The 22,997-nt window shown below is 52.2% G+C and carries 21 protein-coding genes and 1 tRNA gene; 13 read left to right on the forward strand and 9 right to left on the reverse strand.

Features of this window, described 5'->3' with window-relative positions; translation table 11 throughout:
- Window positions 1–59: 59 nt before the first annotated feature.
- The 4 genes from C1714_RS05425 to C1714_RS05440 all read right to left on the reverse strand — a co-directional run bounded on the left by C1714_RS05425 (window position 60) and on the right by C1714_RS05440 (window position 5,010).
- Window positions 60–1,637, reverse strand: coding sequence for a response regulator transcription factor (locus C1714_RS05425; RefSeq protein ID WP_102342234.1), 1,578 nt, complete (start codon window positions 1,635–1,637; stop codon window positions 60–62).
- Window positions 1,612–3,123, reverse strand: coding sequence for a sensor histidine kinase (locus C1714_RS05430; protein ID WP_167849940.1), 1,512 nt, complete (start codon window positions 3,121–3,123; stop codon window positions 1,612–1,614). The genes C1714_RS05425 and C1714_RS05430 overlap by 26 nt, the downstream gene beginning before the upstream one ends.
- Complete coding sequence (locus tag C1714_RS05435) at window positions 3,107–4,123, reverse strand: sugar ABC transporter substrate-binding protein (protein WP_102342236.1); 1,017 nt, start codon at window positions 4,121–4,123, stop codon at window positions 3,107–3,109. The genes C1714_RS05430 and C1714_RS05435 overlap by 17 nt, the downstream gene beginning before the upstream one ends.
- An 86-nt stretch (window positions 4,124–4,209) precedes the next feature.
- Window positions 4,210–5,010, reverse strand: a complete 801-nt coding sequence (locus C1714_RS05440) for a hypothetical protein (RefSeq protein ID WP_102342237.1) — start codon at window positions 5,008–5,010, stop codon at window positions 4,210–4,212.
- Window positions 5,011–5,330: 320 nt separating this feature from the next.
- Between C1714_RS05440 and C1714_RS05445 the strand changes: the two genes are divergently transcribed.
- The 3 genes from C1714_RS05445 (at window position 5,331) to C1714_RS05455 (ending at window position 9,203) form a co-directional block, all read left to right on the forward strand.
- Window positions 5,331–5,810 (forward strand): S-ribosylhomocysteine lyase, encoded by a 480-nt coding sequence (locus C1714_RS05445; RefSeq protein ID WP_102342238.1) that lies wholly within the window; start codon window positions 5,331–5,333, stop codon window positions 5,808–5,810.
- Window positions 5,811–5,906: 96 nt separating this feature from the next.
- Entirely contained in the window at window positions 5,907–8,225 is a 2,319-nt protein-coding gene (locus C1714_RS05450; RefSeq protein ID WP_102342239.1) for a glycoside hydrolase family 3 C-terminal domain-containing protein, read from the forward strand.
- A 27-nt stretch (window positions 8,226–8,252) separates the two neighbouring features.
- Window positions 8,253–9,203: a CPBP family glutamic-type intramembrane protease gene (locus C1714_RS05455; RefSeq protein ID WP_102342240.1), complete on the forward strand. Its 951-nt coding sequence runs from the start codon at window positions 8,253–8,255 to the stop codon at window positions 9,201–9,203.
- 88 nt (window positions 9,204–9,291) lie between these two features.
- On the opposite strand, the gene C1714_RS05460 is transcribed toward C1714_RS05455, so the two are convergent.
- From C1714_RS05460 to C1714_RS05470, 3 genes are all read right to left on the reverse strand, one after another.
- A complete protein-coding gene (locus C1714_RS05460) occupies window positions 9,292–9,549 on the reverse strand; it encodes a kinase to dihydroxyacetone kinase (RefSeq protein ID WP_102342241.1) in 258 nt (85 codons plus the stop codon).
- A 117-nt stretch (window positions 9,550–9,666) separates the two neighbouring features.
- On the reverse strand, window positions 9,667–10,431 hold the full coding sequence (locus C1714_RS05465; RefSeq protein ID WP_102342242.1) for a nucleoside phosphorylase: 765 nt from the start codon (window positions 10,429–10,431) through the stop codon (window positions 9,667–9,669).
- 91 nt (window positions 10,432–10,522) lie between these two features.
- A tRNA-Leu gene (locus C1714_RS05470) sits at window positions 10,523–10,609 on the reverse strand.
- Window positions 10,610–10,742: 133 nt separating this feature from the next.
- Here C1714_RS05470 and lon point away from each other — a divergent pair.
- The 4 genes from lon to C1714_RS05490 all read left to right on the forward strand — a co-directional run bounded on the left by lon (window position 10,743) and on the right by C1714_RS05490 (window position 15,155).
- Window positions 10,743–13,028 (forward strand): endopeptidase La, encoded by a 2,286-nt coding sequence (lon, locus tag C1714_RS05475; protein WP_102342243.1) that lies wholly within the window; start codon window positions 10,743–10,745, stop codon window positions 13,026–13,028.
- Between the two features lie 12 nt (window positions 13,029–13,040).
- On the forward strand, window positions 13,041–14,390 hold the full coding sequence (locus tag C1714_RS05480) for a replication-associated recombination protein A (protein WP_245305059.1): 1,350 nt from the start codon (window positions 13,041–13,043) through the stop codon (window positions 14,388–14,390).
- A gap of 214 nt (window positions 14,391–14,604) precedes the next feature.
- Complete coding sequence (locus C1714_RS05485) at window positions 14,605–14,877, forward strand: type II toxin-antitoxin system RelB/DinJ family antitoxin (protein WP_102342245.1); 273 nt, start codon at window positions 14,605–14,607, stop codon at window positions 14,875–14,877.
- Window positions 14,874–15,155 (forward strand): type II toxin-antitoxin system YafQ family toxin, encoded by a 282-nt coding sequence (locus tag C1714_RS05490; RefSeq protein ID WP_102342246.1) that lies wholly within the window; start codon window positions 14,874–14,876, stop codon window positions 15,153–15,155. The genes C1714_RS05485 and C1714_RS05490 overlap by 4 nt, the downstream gene beginning before the upstream one ends.
- Window positions 15,156–15,334: 179 nt before the next feature.
- Here the strand turns inward: C1714_RS05490 and C1714_RS05495 are convergent, their stop codons facing one another.
- A complete protein-coding gene (locus tag C1714_RS05495; RefSeq protein WP_167849941.1) occupies window positions 15,335–16,750 on the reverse strand; it encodes an NAD(P)H-hydrate dehydratase in 1,416 nt (471 codons plus the stop codon).
- Between the two features lie 137 nt (window positions 16,751–16,887).
- Between C1714_RS05495 and C1714_RS05500 the strand changes: the two genes are divergently transcribed.
- From C1714_RS05500 to C1714_RS05515, 3 genes are all read left to right on the forward strand, one after another.
- On the forward strand, window positions 16,888–18,249 hold the full coding sequence (locus C1714_RS05500) for an ATP-binding protein (RefSeq protein WP_210115259.1): 1,362 nt from the start codon (window positions 16,888–16,890) through the stop codon (window positions 18,247–18,249).
- Between the two features lie 210 nt (window positions 18,250–18,459).
- On the forward strand, window positions 18,460–18,981 hold the full coding sequence (locus C1714_RS14625; RefSeq protein WP_342587466.1) for a hypothetical protein: 522 nt from the start codon (window positions 18,460–18,462) through the stop codon (window positions 18,979–18,981).
- A 53-nt stretch (window positions 18,982–19,034) separates the two neighbouring features.
- Window positions 19,035–19,235 (forward strand): glucuronate isomerase, encoded by a 201-nt coding sequence (locus tag C1714_RS05515; protein ID WP_102342249.1) that lies wholly within the window; start codon window positions 19,035–19,037, stop codon window positions 19,233–19,235.
- Here the strand turns inward: C1714_RS05515 and C1714_RS13835 are convergent, their stop codons facing one another.
- Complete coding sequence (locus C1714_RS13835; RefSeq protein WP_135567891.1) at window positions 19,236–19,775, reverse strand: hypothetical protein; 540 nt, start codon at window positions 19,773–19,775, stop codon at window positions 19,236–19,238.
- Between the two features lie 32 nt (window positions 19,776–19,807).
- Between C1714_RS13835 and C1714_RS05530 the strand changes: the two genes are divergently transcribed.
- From C1714_RS05530 to aroC, 3 genes are all read left to right on the forward strand, one after another.
- Window positions 19,808–20,641, forward strand: coding sequence for a prephenate dehydratase (locus tag C1714_RS05530; RefSeq protein WP_102342252.1), 834 nt, complete (start codon window positions 19,808–19,810; stop codon window positions 20,639–20,641).
- A 257-nt stretch (window positions 20,642–20,898) separates the two neighbouring features.
- The gene (gene aroB, locus C1714_RS05535) at window positions 20,899–21,900 is read left to right on the forward strand and encodes a 3-dehydroquinate synthase (protein WP_102342253.1); all 1,002 of its coding nucleotides are present in this window, start codon (window positions 20,899–20,901) and stop codon (window positions 21,898–21,900) included.
- Window positions 21,897–22,997: a chorismate synthase gene (gene aroC / locus C1714_RS05540; protein WP_102342254.1), complete on the forward strand. Its 1,101-nt coding sequence runs from the start codon at window positions 21,897–21,899 to the stop codon at window positions 22,995–22,997. Before aroB ends, aroC begins: the two co-directional genes overlap by 4 nt.

The raw sequence follows: 22,997 nt of genomic DNA on the forward strand, positions 1-22,997 counted from the left end.
CGTCTGTTGGCAACGGGAAGGCCTCTTTATCGCATGTTCAGCTGCGCAGACGGAAACTGTTATTTTGAATTCCGGTATTCCGTCGGCGTCATTCCGACGGTTTTCTTGAAGATGCGGCTGAAGTAGTTCTGATCGGCATAGCCGCAGCGTACACATACTTCCTTGATGCTCAGATTCTGGTGGGCCAGGAGGTCTCTTGCCTTCTCCATGCGCAGGTCGGTCAGATAGTCAATAAAGTTGACGCCCGCCTGTTCCTTGAACAGTTTCGAGAAGTAATAGGGCGAGATTCCGACGCTGCGGGCCGCATCATCAAGCTGAATGTTTTCCTGGAAGTGTTCCTGCATCCATTTCCTTGCCTGATCAATGATGCCGGTTTCCGGATCCCGCTGGATTACGACACATCTGGAGAGGTTGGACATGCTTGTGCGGAACGCTTCCCGCAGAGCTTTTTCATCCGTGGCATTGATAATGGAACGGATATCGTCCGTTTCATTGATTTTTTCGCTGTCCATGGAACGGATGTGGCGCACCGCCAGCAGATACAGCTCCAGCAGATCCACCTTCGTCTTTGTCAGGTCTTTGGACTGATGCGCCAGCCACGAGGCATAGGCGCCGGCTTCCTGCAGCGCTTTGGCTTCAATTCCGCTGGAGACGGCATCCAGCACAACCTGCTCCATCGATTCCCTCTGACTGTCCGAATGATTCACCGGCGCATTGAGATCTTCAATCTGCGTCACGCTGCGGCGTCCGTGCCGGATGGCGTTCAGTGCCTCTTCATACGACCGGCTGCATTCGCTCCATGGATGAATGGTGCCGATGCCGACGCGGAAACCCGTCTGAAACGCATCTTCCAGAGAATGGTGCAGCGCCCGCGCCTTCTCAATCAGACGGACACGTTCCTCGTAGGAAAGGCTGCTTTTATCCGACGGCAGCGCACAGATGATCTGAGAGCCGATGAAGTCGCTGACAAAGGCACGGAAACAGACGCGGATCTCTTCACGGATACGGGCAATGGAATCGTGAATGCGAACCGCATCATCCATGCCCTCCGTTGTCTGATCCGCTTCATTCCAGGTACCGATGCCCAGCACCAGGATCAGGCCGTTTTCTTCCGGAATGTTCAGCAGCCGGCGGTACTGATCCAGATCGCTGCTCTGGTTTTTCTGATAGATCAGTGACAGTACGAAGCCGTTTTCAACAATCGGGCTGATCGTTTCGATGCGCTCGCGCATCTCAAGATCGCTTTCCCGCTTGGCCCGCTCCGCATCGATTTCATGCATGAGGGCATCGATGCGCTGTGTAAACTGGGTGCGGTTCAAGGGCTTGGTCATATATTCGATGGCGCCCAGGTGAATCGCCTCCTTGGCGTAGTCAAAGTTGCTGTAGGCAGTGAGGATGATGGCCCGGACATTGGGATTGGTTGTGTGAATCTCACGCAGAGCGTCGAGGCCGTTGATGCCGGGCATCTGAATGTCGATGATCAGAATGTCGGGACGGAAGGTCTCGGCCAGATGGATGGCCTGGCGGCCGTTCTTGGCAATTTCCACCTCACAGTGATCGCCATAGGTTTTATCCAGTATGAATTTGACGGCATCCGTCACGATGCCTTCATCATCTGCCACCAGAATCTTGTACATTGCTTTCTCCTTCCCCGGGGAGCGGAATATGAATCGTTACGGTTGTGCCTTTGGGACTGCTTGTCACAAAGAGCACATTGTCACACTGATAGAAGAGCTTCAGACGCTCCCGCACATTCATTAGTCCCACACCGTTGCCGCCGCTATTCTTGCGCATGTCTTCCGGAAGACTGCCGGCATTGATCTGATCCACGATGCTCTGGGGCATGCCCACGCCGTTGTCGCGCACTTCGATGTCGGCACCGTTTCCATTTCGTTTCGCACTGAGCCAGATATGTTTCTCATAGTCCACTTCCCGAAGACCGTGGTTCAGCGCATTCTCCACCAGGGGCTGCAGCGTCATGCCGGGAAACGGCAGCGAAAGCAGGTCGTTATCTACATCCTTCTCCAGATGAATTTCGCCGCCAAAGCGCACGTTCATGATGTACATATAGTGATCCACAAGCTCAATCTCCTGGCTGAGCATCGATGTTTCACCGGTCTTCTGCAGACGGTAGCGGAAGAAGGCGGATGTATTGTCAAGAAATTCGTAGGTGCGGTCCGCTCCCTCCATCATGGCCAGCTGCTGGCCGGCATTCAGCGTATTGAACAGGAAGTGGGGATTGATCTGCGCCTGGTAGTATTTGAGCTGCGCATCCTTGAGCAGCGACTCACTCCTGAGCTCCTGTTCCTTCATGCGTATCTCGGTTTCCATCGCCCTGCGCTGACGTTCGATGTAGTTCTGAATACTGCGGATCATCTGATTGAAGGCACTGGCCACGGTACCGACTTCATCATTGGAAATGACTTCCTCCTCAGGGACGTTGAAGTCGCCGTCACTGATGCGCTTCGCCTTTGCGGCAAGACGCTCAAGAGGACGGGTGATCGACTGAATGTTCCGGTAGAGGATGAAGATCAGAAACAGCGTCACCGCTGCCAGAACCGCCGTCAGATACCATTCCAGATATTTCAGATACTGATAGAGAGTGTCGTAGTTTTCGGAGTTGGCCTTGAAACGCAGGGAATCAAGGGCACGGATGTTGTCGATCAGATAGCGGTACACATCCTCCATCGCACTGTAGCTTTGCCGGTAGAGATCGACATTATGTGCCGTTTTGGCATCGAGGGCCTGCTGCGTCAGGGTCAGATAGGATGACGCAAGCTGATAGATGTTGTGCTCCAGAAGGCTCGCTTCCTGATTGGTAATCGCATGATTGAAGGGTGCGATGGCGTTCTGGAAATTCTCCATTTCCTCACCGGCGGCGCTCAGGGAGTCTTCGTTCTGGACGTTGAGGTACTGGAACGTGTTCTGCTGGATGCTGGTAAGCAGGGACTGTACCTCATTGAGACTGACGTTGGTCGCATAGACCTGGTTCAGATTGTTGGTAGCGGCGTTGATGCGCAGAAAAAAGAACATCAACAGGGCCAGCAGAATGGCCATGACCAGCGTCACCGGCAGGATGAGCTTGGTACGGATGGAGCGGTAGCGTTCACTTTTCGCTGTCATCGTAGAACTCCTTCCGGTACTGCTGCACATTGGAGGCGTCGATCAAGACCGGCGTAATCTCCGTATAGTAGCTGACCATGTGATATTTCTGATAGGTCATCAGCTGGCGGACGCTTTCTTCGCCGAGCTGCACCGGGTCGGTCGAGATGACCGCTTTGATGCCGCCGTTTTCAATTTCATCCAGAATGTCGGACGAAATGCCGGTACCGATCAATGTCACTCTGCTCACCATGGAACGGCTCGTAAGCAGCTGAAAGGCTGACTGCGTACTCATGGAATCAAGCGTCACCAGAATGTCCGGCACATTGTCTTTGCTGAGAAGCTTCTGGATGATGTCTTCCGAATTGTTCAGTGATGATCCGTTGGATTCCACGGTTTCGTAGCGGAAGGTAATCTTTTCAGAAGGGACGGCGCTGGCAAGACCCTGCAGGAACCACTGGCGGCTGCTTTCGTCGAAACGATCGGCAGGAAACAGGATTGTCGCTGTGCTGGCATCGCTGCCGGAGCGCTTCAGAATTTCGCGGCCGAACTGCTGGCCAAGGAAATAGGCATTGATGCCGACGAAGCCGGAGCGCCTTGAATCCGGCAGGTCGCGTTCCATGGAGATGACCGGGATGCCGGCATCTTCGGCCTGATCAATCAGAGGCTCCAGCGCTTCATCCGAACCCGGTAACAGCAGGATACCGTCGGCGTCCTCATAGATTGCCATCTTGATGGCATCTTCGGTAGTGACCCGCTGCGAAAGGCCGGCCCCGGTTTCTTCGGCAATGGCTCCATATTCGCCCGCCGCCTTGTTTACGCCACGGTACAGCAGGTTCCAGAACGAGTCGTCCGTATTTTCGCCGATGATGGCGATGTGGTACGGATACGTTTCAGGTTCCGTGCCGCTTTGTTCCTTCAGTGGCAGAAGCGAGGCACCGATCACTAAAAGTACCGCAAAAACGGGTATAAAAATCTGAAAGATGCGATTGTTCGCAGATTGCGTCGGTTCGTGTTTCATGGGCGGATCTTCCGCCTCTTATTATCCCACGCCGCCAGGGAGGAAAGCGTAAAAAAAGCGCACAGTATGAGCTGTGTGCTTTGCACTCAGTACCAGAAGGTGAGAACGACATTTTCACCGGTCGAGTCGGTGCAGGTATACATGACCACGTCACCGTCCCAGATACTGGAAATGTCGGTCCAGTCCGTCGTGTACAGGGCTTCTGTCGTATTGTATCCGTAATAGCGGGATGCCAGCGTCAGTGTGCGGGTTGTTCCGTTGAGGGTGAGATAGGCTGTCGACCCGATCGGCAGTGAAGTCAGGCCGCTGAAACCCTGGTAGGCGTGATCGCCGATGACCGTATGCCCGTCATAGTCGCCGATCCAGGCGGAGCCGGCGGTATTGACGATGGCCTGTGCCGTTGTTGGATCGGTCGAGTAGCGGACGGAGGCCGTATAGCCGATGCTCGGGATAGAAAGATTATCGTAACTGGTCGGGACGGAATAGGTTTCCGGTGCGGCTTCAGTGGTTGAAGTGTCCGCTGATGAACTGTCTGCCGGCTGCGTTTCCTGCGGCTCGGGCGTTGATGTCGCTTCCGGTGCCGGCTCCGTTGTTGACGTCACTTCCGGTGTCGGCTCTGGCCTTGATGTCGCTTCTGGCGTCGGTTCCGTTGTAACCTCTGGTGCTGCGGTCGGCGTCGCCGTGGGTGTCGGCTCGGCGGTAATTACCGTAGAGGGCTCATCGCTGTTATCGCTGTCAGCAGACGCGGCAGCGGTTTCTTCAGCTGCCTGCTGCGCTTCCAGGTTCTCCGCCTGGATGTCGATGGCATTTAATGCTTTACTTCCGAAGAAGGCCCCCACAGCGACGATGCTGGAAAGCAGAGGTATATAGTAAGAATGATTTGACATATACATCCTCCTGTTCAATGATTGCCGGTGACATGTACATAAGAGTTTGCGTGCATGTCAGCGTTAGTTAAATTAATACCTTTTTGAACAAATGCAAGAGGGTTTTACGAAAAATCAATCATACCTTTTCGATACATATGAAAATATTTCGAGAAGTTTACAAAAGTTTTCAAACATATAGGATATGCGATATTTATGCGGTTTTGTGAACATTTTGTCATTCGCTGGAGGGGCATGACTTTGCCTTTTACCTGCAGGCATGGAACAGCTTTTCGCAAACTTCACCAATCCTGATTACAATGGTGGCAGGAGAAACCGATATGGAAAAAATAGCGAGCTTTACCGTGAATCATCTGAAGCTGGAACCGGGCATCTATGTTTCGCGCCGCGATGTGTTTCACGGCACGGTCATTACGACCTTTGATCTGCGCATGACGACGCCGAACAGGGAGCCGGTCATGAATACGGCCGAGGTGCATACGATTGAGCATCTGGGCGCTACCTATCTGCGCAACGATCCGGACTGGAAGGAGAGGGTCGTGTACTTTGGGCCGATGGGCTGCAGGACCGGTTTCTATATGATTCTGGAAGGAGATCTTTCTTCTCAGGAAGTTGTGCCGCTTGTGACCGGGATGTTTGAGTTCATTCGTGATTATTCGGGTGCAGTTCCGGGTGCTGCGCCGGCGGAGTGCGGCAACTATCTGGATCAGAATCTGCCGATGGCGAACTGGCTGGCAAAGCGGTATCTGGACAATACGCTGTACCACATCGATGAAGCCCATATGGTATATCCGCAATAGCAGGGAAGCCGGCTGAGGAAAAACTGTTCTCAGCCGGTTTTTTCGTAGATAATCAGAAGGTAGAGAGTCACCGTGAACGGAAACGGAGATATCAATATGGAAGACAAGAAAAAGGCGGCCGCTCTGGAGAGGGTTGTTTCACTTGGCAGCGGCGCCGATTACTGGATGACGAAGGAAGATTCGGAGAATCATATTCCTTCGCTGCGGATGACGGACGGGCCCCATGGTCTGCGCAATCAGACGAATGATGCAGATACGGAGGGTGTCAATCGCAGCCGGCCGGCTGTCTGTTTTCCGACAGCTTCTTTGACGGCGTGCTCGTTTGATGAAGATCTGCTCGCGGAAGAAGGCAGGGCAATTGCCCAGGAGGCACGGGATCAGAACGTAGGCATGGTTCTGGGACCCGGTGCCAACATCAAGCGGAATCCCCTGTGTGGAAGAAACTTTGAATATTTTTCGGAGGATCCGCTGGTATCCGGTACGCTGGCGGCAGGATGGATCCGGGGCTGTCAGAGTGAGGGCATCTCCTGCTGTCTCAAGCATTTCGCCTGCAATAACCAGGAGTATGACCGCTTCATCTCCAATTCCATGGTTGATGAGCGTACGGCGCGGGAGATCTATCTGCGTCCCTTTGAGATTGCGGTGAAGAAGGCGCATCCATGGGCCATGATGTGTTCCTACAACAAGATCAACGGTGTCTACAGCTCCGTCAACCGGAAACTTCTGACTGACATCCTGCGGAAGGAATGGGGCTTTGACGGCATGGTCGTGACGGACTGGGGTGCGATGCATAACCGCATCGATGCCTATCGGGCGGGATGCGATCTCAGCATGCCCGGCGGGATGGCCTACATGGAAAAGGAATGTGCGCAGCTGGCCGAAAGGGATGAAGACTTCCGCCGTATTGTTGAAGAAAGTGCGGAGCGTGTAAGGGATTCGATGCGCCGCGGGGCCAGGGCTCTGTCGGTTCCGTATTCGGCCGACTATGAGGCGCACCATGATCTTGCTGGAAAAGTGGCCGCCGAAAGCATTGTTCTCTTGAAGAACGAGGACAGTATTCTTCCGTTAAGTTACGGTGAGTCTGTGTGTCTCATCGGAGATCTCGGGGATCATATGCGCTATCAGGGGTCGGGCAGCTCCCATGTCAATGCGATCCGGGTCGAGACGCTGAGGAATGAACTGGCAGATCTTCCCTATGCGGCCGGCTACGATGTCAATGGAAATGCGACGGAGCAGTCGATTGACGGGGCGGTGGAACTTGCGAAGAAGGCAGACAAGGTCATTGTCGTCGCCGGTCTGCCGGTCAGCGCGGAGTCGGAGGGCTTTGATCGTACGACGCTGGCAATGCCGGAAGGCATTGTGAAGACGGTGGAAGCGGTGGCGAAGGTGAATCCGAATGTCATTGTCATCCTGCTGGCGGGAGGCGTTCTGGAGGTGCCGTTTGCGGATGATGTGAAGGCGGTTCTGTATGCGGGTCTTCCCGGGGAAGCCGGCGCTTCGGCACTGAAGAAGATTCTCTATGGAGAGGTGAATCCTTCGGGACGGCTTGCGGAAAGCTGGCCGATGAAATATGAGGACGTCGTCAATGCGGAGTACTATGGGGAACCTCGCAGCGATGCGGAGTACCGGGAAGGGATCTACGTCGGCAGCCGCTACTATGAGAAGGCACATGTGCCGGTGCGCTTTGCGTTTGGACAGGGATTAAGCTATACGACGTTTGCATGTACGGATCTGAAGGTTGATGGCCGTACGGCTGCGGTGTCGGTTGAAAATACGGGGACGCGGGCCGGGAAACATACGGTGCTTCTGTATGTAAGAAATCCGGAAGGCGGCTATCGGGAGGTGCGGAAGCTTGCCGGATTCCGCAAGATCGAACTTTCGCCCGGTGAACGCAGAACGGTAATGTTTACGCTCGATGACCGTGATTTCTCCGTTTATGAAAAAGATCACTGGGAAGTGATCGGCGGTACGTATGAGATTGAGGCGGATGGTAAGCGGGTGGCGCTAAGCGTTGAAGGAAGCGAGCTTCCGGACAGCCCGTCGTGGTATTCGTCTCTGGAGGGAAAGCCCGGCCGTGATGATTTTGAGGAGCTGCTTGGCAGTATTCCTGCGGTGCAGCCGATCGGGCGCGGCCACTATTCGATGGACAGTACGCTGCGGCAGATGAGCAGCGATTCGAAGGTGGCACAGGTGATCGTAGGTCAGGTGTGCAGGCATGTGAAGAAGGCATGCGACGGGGATGACAGCAGTCCCGAATACCGCATGCTGCTGTCGACGGCGATTGACATTCCGCTGAGTTCGATCGAAGTGTTCGGGCGGGCGAAGCAGCGGCAGCTGGAAGGTCTTGTGGATATTGCCAACGGCAGTTACGGGCGGGGAATCTGGAAGGAGATTTCGGCACTGTTTGGCAAGTAAAAAAGTTTGTTTATAATAGAAACAAATATGGCAAATCAGCCGGTACGGATTACAAAGCGGCAGGCGAAGCGTCAGATCAACTGTCTGGGCGTTTCACTGATCCTTTATATTGTTTATTATGCGCTGCTCCATTACGGGATCCCTCTTCTGGAAAAGAGCGTTCCCGGTCTCTGGGTGAGCTATGTGAAGCTTCCCGCCTGGATGGATGGCGACCTTTTGGTGATGGCTGCCGGGATTGCGGGACTATTGATCAGTGTGTTCGTGTGCTTTGCGATCAGTTCGCGGAAGCTGGATCTCAACATTCATAACTATCTTGGTAAGCGGAAGATCAAGCCGCTGCGCCGCTTCGGACTGTCCTGCGTTGCGGCATCGATCTGTCTGATCGTGATGTCGGTGCTGACGCTGTTTACCTTTTTCATGCGGACGCAGAATCAGCGGTTTACCTTTATCGGGGATTATTCGACGGCGCTGAATATTGAGAAGAACATTGTCTACTTTGTGCTGTATGTGGTTGTGGTTCCGCTGTGTGATGAGGTGATTTTCCGGGGCGTGATTCAGCGGCAGCTGGGACACTACGGGCGCTACTTCGGGGTGCTCGGATCGGCGTTTCTGTATATGCTGGCGCAGGTGAATCCGATGAATGCGATGATGGCGTTTTTCCTGGGATGGTTTCTTTCGCTGGTGACGCTGAAGTATCATTCGATCCGGCCGGCGATGGGGATCCATATGTTTGCGGCAATGTTCATTGAGGCATTGAACATGATTCCTGGAAAGTATCTGTGGCTGATGTCGATCCTGATGGTGATTGTCTACATTACGGCAGCCGTTACGATCACTTCATTGAAGAATGAAAAGGTGCAGGTGCGCTGGGGTGCGACCGAAGGAAAGCTTTGGGGCATTCTGCTGAGTTCATGGTCGATCATTGTGTGCATCCTGCTGTTTGCGGCAAACATGGTGCTGGCATTTGTGACTGTCTAAAAAAAGGGCTGGCGGCCGGATTACGGGATCCGGCTGTCAGCCTGTTTCTTTTTCTTTTCTTTTTCTTCTTTGGGTGTGCGCGCTGGTTTCAGCCTTTGAGGCCTTCTTCCTGGCGCTGCATGTTTTCGACGACGACGTCATAGATGTCGCCGATGGACTGGCCGTATTCGAGGATCTTCCACGGTTCGTTGGTATGGAAGTGAATCTTGATCAGCGTATCGTCGCCGACAACAAGCAGGCAATCGCCCTTGAAGTGCGAAAGAATGTAGTCATGAATGTCATCTTCGGACAGGTTCTTGCCGTCGATGAGAAGCTGGGTATCAAACTTGAATTCAAGCTGTTCCATAAATCAGGATCTCCTCTGCTTTTGTTGATTATAGCATTTCGCCGGTTTTAAGGCGGTACACGGATACGCACTTCTGTACTGCGTGATGGTGGGACATTGTTAATGGCATGCGAACCTTCAGATCGCTTGAAGCACTGCGATGCAGAGTCTCAGTGCTTTCTGTAAGGAGTTTTTCCCCCAGTCACGCTCATTGTGCTCCTGAATATTTGCAAGAGAATCTGCTGTATAAAGAATCTGTCCGAAAGAAGCACCTCGTTTCCTGGCACAGGCAGCCAATGCGGCACACTCCATCTCGACAGTTGTGCATCCTTCTGCTTTGCGATACTTTACCATGTCCTGCGTTTCCCGGAAGAATCCGTCCGTTGTCCATGTGATGCACTCCTGGAACGGGATCTTATGCGCAAGAAGAGTAGTCTCAATGGTGTCCCGGATATCTTTGTCAAGTTCGATATAGCGGGATGCCGGAAGATAATGATATGAGGTTCCCTCGTCCCGTAATGCTTTTACTGGAATGAGAAATTCGTTTTCGGGCAGATCAGTCAGGACGCCGCAGGAGCCGGTTGAAATGATTTTTCTGCAGCCGCAGGCGATGAGAAAGTCCATCAGCTGTGCTGCCGCAGGCGCGCCCAAAGGGGCGGCACAAAGACAAATTTCCATACCATCCTGCTGAATGATATAAACAGGATAATCCCGGGTTATGGTTTCGAATGTTTCTGCAACAGCGGCGTTTGCCTGCAGAGCGTAATCATCAACTGTATGGCCGAGAAAGGCATAGATGCATTTTTCGGGAAGCTTCAGTTGTTGGGTACCAAGGTTTGGTTTTATGACTTCTTCCGAACTGGAATCGTATTCCAAAATCGGCAGCTCGTGTTTTTGGATCATCCTGATTTCTTAAACTCCTTTCGGGAAGCAATGAAAATAAAAAGTATCCGGACCCTCTTCCATAGAGAATCGGGCCCGGGTACGAACGATATGGTGGCCCAGGCCGGACTCGAACCGGCACGGCATCGCTGCCGGGGGATTTTGAGTCCCCTACGTCTACCAGTTCCATCACTGGGCCGTGCATTTATTCTATGCCAGGAAGGCTGTTTGGGCAAGGTTAGCAGTTTAATAAACAAAGTGCTAGCACTCGTTTGACATGAGTGCTAGATTATATGCGTAGCAAATTTTTTCAAGCCGAAAGGAGGCTTTCTATGGCACAGATCGTTCCTGTATATAACACACTGGTTCTTCCGGGAACCGTGTTCTACATGACAAGTGATAACTATAAGACGTTGACAGGGCAGGATCCGGTCAGCGGCGACCGTCTGATTTTTCTGATCAAGAAGAACCAGGTTGAGCCGAAGGATTATGCGGCAGAAACGTTTTATCCGCTGGGCGTTACGGCAAGTATCGGTGAGGTCAGTTCGAACGGATACATTGAGATCAAGGCCGATGCCCGTGTGAAGGTGGAGTCGCTTACCTTCAATGAGGATCATTCCATCAACGTGGAGTCCATGATCCGCAAGCCCTACAAAGAGGATCTTCCGCTCGAGGATGAGCAGCGCCGCCTGGAACAGATGAAGAGTGCGCTGGTCCGTTCCCTTTCTGCTTCGCCATGGGCACAGATGGCCCGGGGCTGGGTCAATCAGTTTGACTCCATCAGTGAACTGGCCGTGATGACGAGTCAGTGGCTGTCGCTCAATGCGGAAGGCCGCTATGCGATTCTTGCGGCAGACTCCCGTTCCCAGCAGACGGACCTGATCGAAAAGGCCGTCTATCAGTTTACGGAGCCGGCGGTCGTTACCAATGAAGCGGAACAGGCGCAGGAGAACGATAACCAGAAGGCGTATCGTGAACAGGCAATCCGCAAGCAGATGGAATATCTGCAGCAGGAGCTCGATGAGATGCACCCGGAGAATATTACCGATGTCCGTAAGCTGCAGAAGAAGATTGAAGATTCGGGAATGAACGAGACGGCGCGCCGGGAAGCGGACAAGGTGCTGTCGCGCATGAAGCAGGAGGGGCAGAATTCGCCAGAGTATGGTAATCTGTACAACTACCTGGACTTCATTACGTCGCTTTCCTGGAAGAAGGCGGAGATGAAGCCGATCGATCTGAACAAGGCCGAGGCAATTCTCAACGAGGATCATTACGGATTGAAGAAGGTGAAGGAGCGTGTTCTGCAGCAGATTGCGGTCATGGATCTGAACAAGAAGCAGTCGGGTTCGATTCTTCTCTTCGTCGGTGCGCCGGGTACGGGCAAGACGAGTATCGGCAAGTCGATTGCCAAGGCGCTCGATCGTCCGTATGTACGTGTCGCTTTGGGCGGTGCGCGTGATGAGGCCGATATCCGCGGCCATCGGAGAACCTATATCGGCGCTATGCCGGGCCGTATTATGGATGGAATTGCGAAGGCCGGTGCAAGCAATCCGGTGATGGTGCTGGATGAGATTGATAAGCTTGGCGTTTCCTATGAGGGGGATCCGAGCAGCGCGCTGCTGGAGGTGCTGGATCCGGAGCAGAACAATACGTTTACGGATCATTATCTGAATGTTCCGTATGATCTGAGTGATGTGCTGTTTATCTGCACGGCGAATACGCTGGATTCGATTCCGGCGCCGTTACTGGACCGTATGGAGATCATTGAGTTCAACGGTTATACGGCGGCGGACAAGTTCCAGATTGCCAAGCGTCATCTGCTTCCGAAGGCACGGGCGAAGATGGGCATCAAGGCAAAGGATATGACGGTGACCGATTCCGCGATCCGCTCCATCATCAGTAATTACACGATGGAGGGCGGTGTCCGTGGTCTGCAGAAGCGCCTTGAGACGCTGTGCCGTTCGGCGGCGGTGGAAATCGCCAAGGGCCGCAAGACGACGCTGCGCATTACGAATTCCAATCTGCAGCACTACATGGATATGCACCCGATTCACCATGAACATGTGCTGGCGCAGAAGAAGCCCGGCGTTGTGACAGGTCTTGCCTGGACGCAGGCGGGCGGCGAAATTCTGTTTATTGAGTCGCTGCTTACGGTGGGCAGTGGTCGTCTGATCGTTACGGGGCAGCTGGGCGATGTGATGAAGGAGTCGGTTCAGATTGCGCTTTCGCTGGTGAAGGCGATGTTCCCGAAGGAGGCGGAGCAGCTCAAGGATCATGATCTTCATGTTCATGTGCCGGAGGGTGCTGTGAAGAAGGATGGGCCTTCGGCCGGCATTACGCTGACGACGGCGCTGGCGTCGTTACTGACGGGAAAGCGTGTGTCGAGTGAATATGCAATGACCGGTGAAGTATCGCTGCGGGGCAATGTGATGCCGATCGGTGGTCTGCCGGAGAAGCTGATGGCGGCGCAGAGAGCCGGTGTCAAGACGGTATTCATTCCGAAGGATAATGTCGATGATCTCGACGAGGTTCCGGAGGAAGTGAAGAAGAAGCTGAACATTGTTCCGGTCAGCGAGGTGAAGGATGTTCTGAAGGCGGTCGGCATTCTGGATCGCTGATATAATGTCTGCGTGAGCACATTGTTTGATTACGCAGGTGAAACGGATAAGAAAAGGAGCGAACCTTTAGCGGCGCGCATGCGCCCCGAGACGCTGGACGATGTTGTCGGTCAGCAGGAAGTGATCGGAAAAGGGTCGCTCCTTTATCGTGCCATCAAGGCGGATCGTCTGAGTTCGATCATTCTCTACGGCCCTCCTGGAACCGGAAAGACGACGCTGGCACATGTGATTGCCAATTCGACGAAGGCTGCGTTTCTGCAGGTCAATGCGACCAATGCGGGAAAGAAAGATCTGGAGGATGTGGTCCGTGCTGCGAAGGAAAACCTCGGTGCATACGGGCGGCGGACAATCCTCTTCATCGATGAGATTCATCGCTTCAACAAGGCGCAGCAGGACTATCTTCTTCCCTATGTTGAAGACGGTACGCTGATTCTGATCGGGGCGACGACGGAGAATCCGTACTTTGAGGTGAACGGCGCTCTGCTTTCGCGGTCGCGGATTTTTGAGCTGAAGCCGTTGACGCAGGAAGACATTGAGACAATCATCCGGCGGGCACTGGCGGATCCGATCAAAGGTGTGGCGGCTGACAATGTGGTGATGGATGAGGATGCGATTCACTTTCTGGCGGATGTGGCGGACGGTGATGCGCGGGCGGCGCTCAATGCGGTGGAGCTGGCCGATCTGACGACGGACCGCAGTGATGACGGCAGTGTTCATGTGACGTTGGTGGTGGCGCAGCAGTGCATTCAGAAGAAGGCGATCCACTACGATAAGAACGGGGATAATCATTATGATACGATCTCGGCGTTCATTAAGTCGATGCGGGGATCGGATCCGGATGCGGCACTGTATTATCTTGCCCGTATGCTTGAGGCGGGGGAGGATGTGCGCTTCATTTCGCGCCGGATCATGATTGCGGCAAGTGAAGAGTGCGGGACGGCGGATCCAAGGGCTCTGGAAGTTGCGGCGGCTGCGGCAGTTGCGGTGGAAAGAGTCGGGATGCCGGAGAGTGCGATCATTCTGGCCAATGCGGCCTGCTATGTGGCGACGGCGCCGAAGTCAAATGCCTGCTCGAAGGGCATTGAACTGGCGATGGATGAGGTACATAAGAGCGGTAATCTTCCGATTCCTCCGTATCTGCAGGATGCGCACTATAACAGTGCTTCGAAGCTGAACCGCGGCGTCGGCTACAAGTATGCGCATGACTATGATCATCACTGGGTACAGCAGCAGTATCTGCCGGACGCGATTAAAGACAAGAAGTTCTATCTGTTCTCGGATGTTGCGTACGAAGAGCGTCTGAAGAAGTACTTCGATGCGATCGGCAAGAAAGACTACGGAAAAGAAAAGAAGGGGCAATAACTGATGACGAAGGATATCCAGGATATTCCTTCGTTTTTTTACCTGAAGCAGAACAGAGCAGAGAATTCGGATTTTCAATATTCTGCCTGATGAGATCGGAACAGGAGACACAGGTAACATGCATATATTTTCCAAATTTAAAGCTGATGTAATGATGTTGTGTTGAAAAAAGCAGAATTATTTTGTATATAGAAATTGAACAGAGGTGCTATTTATGACAACAACAAATTTGAATGTTCGAATGGATAAGGACGTCAAAGATCAGGCCGAAGAAATCTTTAATGAGCTTGGCATGAGTATGACTACTGCTGTAAACATTTTTATGAGGGCAACGATCCGTGAACATGGAATACCTTTTGAGTTGAAACTGGATGTGCCGAATGAAACAACTGCAGATGCAATTGAAGAAGGAAGAAAAATGGTATCTGACCCCTCTGCGCCGAGATATTCCAGTATGGATGAACTAAAATCGGCACTCGACGTATGAAATATGATGTGCAGTTTACTTCGCAGTTTAAAAAGGACTTGAAACTTGCAAAGAAGCAGAACAAGAGTCTTGACAAGCTGTTTGACGTAATCGAAATTCTGGCGAATGGCGGGACACTGGACCCAAAATACAGAGACCATGATCTCGCCGGTAACTACAAAGGGACACGAGAATGCCATATCGAACCGGATTGGCTTCTGATTTATGAAATCTGTGGAGATGTGCTTGTTCTAATGCTTTATCGTCTTGGCTCACATTCTGAATTGTTTAAGAAATGAGCGGAGGGCAGAAAGTTTGGAAATTAAACCTGTTTTCGGATGTTGCCCATGAATTCGGCTAAAGAAGTATTTCGATATCATTGGCAAGAAAGACTACGGAAAATAAGCATAATTGAAAATGGAGGAACGGGTGATGCTGTTCCTCCATTTTTTCGTCTGTTTGGTGAATGAATTGTGTATCAGTATCCGTGCTTGGCAAAAAGGATATCCATCAGCTGCGGATAGCGGGTGATGTCGAAGTTCTGCAGAGAATGCACGGAATCTGCGGTTCCGATCTCTGCAAGATATCCGTGCAGCCAGACCGCCATGCGGATGGCGAGACTGACGTCACTTGTCATTGACAGTAATGCCGTCAGGATGCCGGTCAGTACGTCGCCGCTGCCTGCCTGGGCAAGGGCGGCACTGCCGGACTGGTTGACATAGACATCGCCGCAGGGCGATACGGCAATGGTGTTGGGCGCCTTGAGAACGACATAGACATGGTAATCGGCCGCAAACTTCTGGGCGGCGGCGAGACGGTTGTCTTCGACGACATTTTTTGCCATGCCGCAGAAGTCTTCGAATTCTCCGATGTGCGGAGTTAGTATGACCGGCGCTTTTGCGAAGCGGAGAATGAATGTATTGTGCTTGAGCATGCGCAGCGCTTCGCCATCCAGAACAACGGGGCACGCCGCATTCTGCAGCAAAAGATCCAGAATTTCGAGCTTGTGCTCCATATAGACGGCTCCGGACCCGAAGCCGATGGCGCGTACCTGGGAAATCAGCGGTTCCAGTACCTCATACCATGTTTCTCTGGTAAAGGGATGATAGACCGGTGTCAGAAAATGTGAAGCGACAATCGGATAGATGCTTTCCGGAAGAGCATCGAGGATATACGAGGCGCCGACAGTCCTGGCTCCGATGAGATTGAGACAGGCGGCTCCGGCCATGCCGGTGCAGCCGTTGATGAAGAGAATCTTTCCGTGGCTTCCTTTCCAGGAAACCGGCGTTTTGCGGGGGAAGTTATGGAAAAACAGATCTTCATTCATCTGAGGGTATGGTGACTGGATACTGGTCAATGCAGTTAGTGGAGCACACAGTTCAACATGCTTGAAGACAGGATGATCCTTTCCGAAGCAATGGGTGAGACGATAGCCGCTGATCGCAAAGGTAACATCCGAGTGAATGGCCTCCGGTTCGATGTGATCGCTGTCAGCGTCGGCGCCGCTGTTGATTTCGATGCTGTAGACGGTAGCGTCTGCGTCATTGATCTTCTGGAACAGTATTTTCTCTGCTGCGGCAAGTGTGCAGTCTTCATCGGCACCTTTGACGGCATCGACCAGAACACATTCGCTGTCTAGGTTTATGGAAGAAACGATATCGCTGTGTTCGAGCGGTTGTAAAAGCTGAGGCGCTTTTCCTTCGACGGGCAGAACCTGGACGGTGCGTCCGGCTCTTTTTAATTCGGCGGCGATGCGAAGACCGATCCGGCCATTATTTCCGGATCCGGTCAGAATGAGGAAGGGGCGTGCATTGTCTTCGTGCATGAGGAGAGCATCGGCACAGGCGCGTCCGGCGCGGCTGCGGTATGCGGCCATTGAAATTCCTTCATGCATGAGTACGTTCTCCAGCACGGATTTGTCCAGGATCATAGGTACCACGCTTTCTAAATACCTTTGCAGTGTAGCATAGCAATATTCTTTGATTTGCAAAATATTTCCGGAACCTGGCTTTCTTCATGGGGCTGGATATGATGGGAAAGCTGATCGGTGAGTCTGGTGGACGTGTTCTACAGAGAACAAGCAGGAGATTGTTGCAGTTGCAATTCACAGTAAAAGCGACTAATCTAAAATCGGAATTTGAAACAGACGGAGAAAAAAATATGTCATATATAGAAAGAGCAATTTCTGATGTTCTCAAGTCCAGGGTAAAAAGCAGTAAATGCACTTTAGTAGTTGGTGCCAGACAAGTGGGAAAATCTACGCTCCTAAAGCATGAATTTTCTGAATACAACTGGACCAGCTTTGATGATTCGCTGACCCGTCTGCAGGCAAGAGATGAGCCGAAGCTTTTCTTCCTTAATAATCCTTGTCCTCTCATCATTGATGAAGTGCAGAAAGAAGGGGCAATCCTCGAGGAAATCAAGCAGGTCGTAGATAATTCACAGAAAAGGGGGCAGTTCATCCTTACTGGTTCGGCCAAGCTTGAATTAATGAAAGGCATCAGCGAATCATTGGCGGGAAGAGTCTCAATCTGCGAGCTGGGCGGGTTGTCTATGCGGGAAATATACCGTGTTCCTTTTTTCAGGCATTTTGTCCCGACAGAGAAGTATATCAGTGAACGTGAGAAGGAATTGAAGCCTTATCAAGACATCTGGGAGATTATTCATAAAGGATCATATCCTGAACTGTATGATGTTGATCGTGACTGGCAGGATTTCTATTCTTCCTATGTTTCCACCTATCTTGAGAGGGATATCCATGAGCTGATTTCTGCTGACAGTATTACATTTACAAAATTTTTGACTGCTGTGGCGGCAAGAACCGGGGAAATTCTGAATTATGCCAATATTGCATCTGAAGTCGGCGTAACTGAGCCGACAATCAAAAGATGGGTTTCCGTACTGGAGAGGACTGGGATTGTATATATTCTTCAACCTTATAGTGCAAGCGCACTGAACAGAGCAATCAAAACTCCCAAGATCTATTTCCGGGATACTGGACTGGCCTGCTATCTTACAAAATGGCTCACAGCGGATGCCTTAAAGAATTCGGCTGTCGCCGGCAGTATGTTTGAAACATTTGTTGTTTCAGAGATTTTAAAATCTTATTCAAATGAGGGCCTCGATTATCATTTCCAGATTTATTACTACCGGGGAAAAGACAAGAGAGACACCGGGGAAAATGAAATTGATCTGATCATTGAAGAAAACGGTGTGTTATACCCGGTCGAAATAAAGATGACCGGTAATCCCAAAGCCTCCATGGGATCAGCCAATACAATTCTGGACAAGATACCAGAAAAAAAGAGAGGCACGGGCGTGGTTCTCTGCATGATTGAGCGGAAGACATATCTTAGGGATAACCTTATTGCACTTCCCGTAGAATATATTTAGGAAGTACGTAACCACAGACTAATACATGCGGCTTCTGCGCTCTTTTTCCCCTGTCCTGCAGGAATGGAAAGAGTGTATGTGTTTCTTTCGGGTCCTTTTTCCTGCTGTTGGATCATTTGCGTTCCTGCTTTGCCCTGGAACTGCATAGTTATGGGAAAAATATGGTTTCTATGTGCTAAAATAGCGGTATCTTCAAGGAGGATTGAGGGTATGCCTGCAAAGAAAGCTACAAAGACAACAGTAACAGACAAAGTGGAAAAAGCTGCAGTCGCCAAGGCCGATGAAGTGAAGAAAGAGGAAAAGACGGCAGTCAGCGAAAAGAAGCCGGCTGTTAAGAAAGCCGCTGTGAAGAAGACAGCTGCCAAGAAGCCGGCCGCAAAAAAGACCGCTGCCAAGAAGCCTGCCGCAAAGAAGGCTGCACCGGTCGAAGAGCCGAAGCGTGAATATAAGAGCTTCCAGACTTACAAGGACATCATCAACTGGAAGAAGTGGGAAGCACACAACAAGGACTGGCTGTATATTGAAGTCAATGCCGGTGATCTTCTGACAGAGGTTGAGGCAGGCGCTGACAACATGGAAACATGCGTGAATGCCATCCTTGACTGCATGCTGGAAGGTGACTGCTTCATCAACCGTCCGGCGGAAAAGGTTTCCAAAGATCTGACAGTCCGTTACTATTGCGACAACCTGGCTGAGAGCCGCCGCAAGTATTTCGACGTCAATCCGCAGTAACACAGAAAGAACCAGACAATAATTGTTACAGAGAATCAGGCAGGGCTGCATATATGCAGCCCTGTTTTCATAGGGATGCTACGGATTCGCGCAGCTTTCTCTCCTATGCGTGTCATGATTATTATCGCCGTATTTTGTGCAATCTTGTCGGTACCTGGGTGGAAGACGGTGAGTATCCGCAGGATGAGAAGCGTCTGAAAAAGATCATTCAGGACATCTGCTATAACAATGCCATGGCCTACTTCGGTTTTTGATCAGCGGCGGGCGATGCACAGTTCGGTGAGTGAGATCGAAAGTCCGATGACAAAGATGATTTCGGCAAGACCGTTGATGCTGGAATAGGTGAGGGAGACAAACCATGCCAGAAGCAGTGCTCCGATGTAGAAGGTGCGCAGCTTTGTTTCGAGCCACATGATCTTTACCAGTAACATCTGCAGCAGGATGAATCCGATGAAGCCGAGGAATACATGCATGCCGCTCCAGAAGTCTTCTTTGGTGTGATAGGGGACTTTGACGACGATGATAGTCAGGATGGCCAGCAGCACGGTCCAGGGGATCCAGTCTTTGGCGGGATAGAGCTGCAGGCCAAGATGAACAAGGAGGGCGAGGATCCAAACGGCTGCCGGAATCATGCAAAGATCAAAGCGCAGGCGGTAGCCGTTATTGATAAGCGCCGTATAGTTCCATACGCGGCAGTCGCAGGTGCGAAACGGCAGAATGGCCAGGAGAGAGATGAGGCCGTAGCCGATGATTCTCAGGACGCTGTCAGGAAGCTTACGTATCAGATTGCGCATGCTAAGATTATAGCATTCGGGAGGATGACGCTATGGCGGTGAGAGTCGGCTATCAGGGGAATCACGGGACGTTCAGTGAGATTGCGGTCCTTGAGTATTTCAAGGATGCCGCGAAGGAGCTGTGCGGGTGTCCCGACTTTCCGACGATTCTGGAACGCTGTGCTTCGGGGGATCTGGATTACGGTGTGCTGCCGGTAGAGAATACGACGACGGGTCTGATTGCGCGTTCCTATGATCTCTTCAAGCTGTATCCGGTCCATGCGGTGGGTGAGATTGTTGTCCCGATCCGGGAGGACTGCATCGGTCTTGCGGGAGCGGATCTTTCGCAGGTGGTGGAAGTGTATTCCCATCCTGAGGCGCTGTCGCAATGCCAGTCCTTTTTCCGATCACATCCGAAGATGAAGGCAATTGCGGCCCAGGATACGGCGGCGGCCGTGGAGGCGGTGAAGAAGTCGGGCGATCCGAAGAAGGCGGCGCTGGCATCGAAGCAGGCAGGTGCCTACTACGGGATGATGACGCTGGCCGCCTCGGTGCAGGACAGCAATACGAACATGACACGGTTTCTCGTTGTGACTTCACATGATGAGGAGGCAGGGGACGCAGATAAGATCTCCATCATGTTGACGGTGGACCATACGCCGGGTTCGCTCTATCATGCGCTTGGAATTCTTGCCTACAATGACATTAACATTCTGAAGCTGGAGAGCCGGCCGATTCCCGATGAGCCGTTTCATTATTCGTTCTATATTGACTTTGCGGGCAATCTGAAGGATCCGGTGGTGCAGACGGCGCTGTCCAAGCTGAGGGAGCACAGTCTTGATCTGCGGATCTTCGGTGCCTATAAGGCCTTCAGGGGATCTTTTTGAAACAAAATGATTTCTTTTCATTCGATCCCTGATTTCCGTTTCATTACGAAGCGATTTTTCCGGCATTTGAGCCGGAGGGTGTTATAGTTGAGCCATGAATCAGTCGTACACGATGTTTTACTTTTATTACTTTACAAAGTAGGCAGGAAGTTTGGATCCTGCCTGTTCATCGTGTCCGGCATGATCCTGAAGCGTTCGAATGAATGAGCCATACGGATGATGCCGTGTGGCTTTTTTCGATTCAGGGGAGGAATGTTATGGAAATGGATGTAGCGGTGTCGGATGGCAGCTACAGGATTACGCTGGAACATGGTCTGCTGGCAAAGGTGTCGGACTATGTTCCTCAAGGGAAGCGGGTGTTTGTGATCAGTGATGACGGTGTTCCTGCAAAGTGGCGCGATATTCTGCAGGCGCAGTTTCCGGATCAGCCGTTGTATGTAATTCCGCATGGTGAAGATTCAAAGTGCTTCGATCAGCTTCAGAAGGTGCTTGCTGCGATGCTGGAAGCGCATCTATCCCGGAAAGATCTGGTGATTGCACTGGGCGGCGGGGTTGTCGGAGACCTCTCCGGTTTTGCGGCATCCATCTATATGCGCGGCATCGAGTGGATCAACGTTCCCACTACGATGCTGGCGATGGTCGATTCTTCGATCGGCGGAAAGACGGCAATTGACTTCAACAGTGTCAAGAACAGTGTCGGCGCCTTCTGGCAGCCGAAGGCGGTGCTGATCGATCCCGATGTTCTTTCGACATTGAGTCCGCGTCTTCTTTCGGAAGGCTGTGCGGAGGCGATCAAGACGGGATTGATCCGTGATCCGGAGCTCTTTGAAAGCTTTGAACAGGATGACTGGCAGACTCATCTCGATACGATCATTGAACGTTCCCTTGCGGTCAAGAAGGCAGTGGTTGAGGCGGATGAGAGGGAGAGCGGTGAGAGGAAGCTGCTCAACTTCGGGCATACCTTCGGACACGCCTATGAGAGTCTGAGCGACGGTGCACTCCTGCATGGAGAGGCTGTAAGTATCGGTATGATGACGATCCTTGAAAATGAAGAAATCAAGAGAAGGCTGAAGAAGGTTCTGGACCGGCTCAACCTTCCGTGTGAATATGAAGCGGATCCATCCGCAGTCTATGAGCGGATTCGCAACGATAAGAAGGCGTCGCATGACAGTATCTCAATCGTCCAGGTACCAGAGATTGGCAAAGGAACGATTGAGACATGGACGATGGCGCAGGTAAAGGAGAAGCTTGGTATATGAAGAATACGATCGGCCATGAAATTACGCTGACGCTGTTTGGAGAGTCGCACGGGGCAGCGATCGGTGCGGTGCTTGACGGCCTTCCTTCCGGTTTCCGGATTGATCGCGAAAAGCTGGCGCAAGCGATGGATAAGAGGCGCGCTGTTGGAACAATATCGACCGGACGTCATGAGGCGGATGCGGTTGAGTTTCTCAGCGGCATCAAGGATGATGTGACGGAAGGTACGCCGGTTGCCATCCTGATCCGCAACACCAATATGCGCAGTACCGATTATCAGAATATTGCCGATACGCCGCGGCCGGGACATGCGGACTACGCGGCTGAGAAACGGTACCTTGGCTATCAGGACAGGGCAGGCGGCGGCCACTTCTCCGGACGGCTTACGGCACCGATGGTGGCGGCAGGAGCGATCCTGGCACAGATGCTGGAACAGCGCGGCATCGTCATCGGTACGCACATTGCCAGCCTGCATGGTGTCAGGGATGATGCCTGGGATGAGAGCAGTCTTGAAAAGCAGATTGCAATGATAAATGAAGCTTCCTTCCCCGTCCTGAACCAACAGAAGGGGGAACAGATGATCCGGGAAATTGAACTGGCGCGCCAGCAGCTTGATTCCGTTGGCGGCGTACTTGAGACGCGCGTCATCGGTATGGAGGCAGGCATTGGGGAACCGGAGTTTGAATCTGTCGAGTCAAGGCTTGCGGAAGCGATGTTCTCGATTCCGGCGGTGAAGGGGGTGTCGTTTGGCGAAGGCTTCGGCTTTGCGGACATGACGGGAAGTCAGGCCAACGATGCCTTTGAGATCAAGGATGGCAGAATTGACACAGTAACGAATCATAACGGTGGCATTAACGGCGGTATTACCAACGGCATGCCGATCAGGATGTCGGTTGTCATCAAGCCGACGCCTTCGATTGCACAGCCCCAGCATACGGTCAAACTCAGTACGAAGGAGAACGTTACGATTGAAATTCACGGCCGCCATGATCCGGCGATCATTCACCGGGCAAGGGCGGTTGTCGATGCTATGACGGCATTCACGCTCGCTGACATGCTCGCAAGTGCGCATAGCCGCCAGTGGCTGAAGGGAGAATGA

The sequence above is a fragment of the Galactobacillus timonensis genome (genome assembly GCF_900240265.1).
In the GTDB taxonomy this organism is placed as follows: Bacteria; Bacillota_I; Bacilli_A; order Erysipelotrichales; family Erysipelotrichaceae; genus Bulleidia; species Bulleidia timonensis.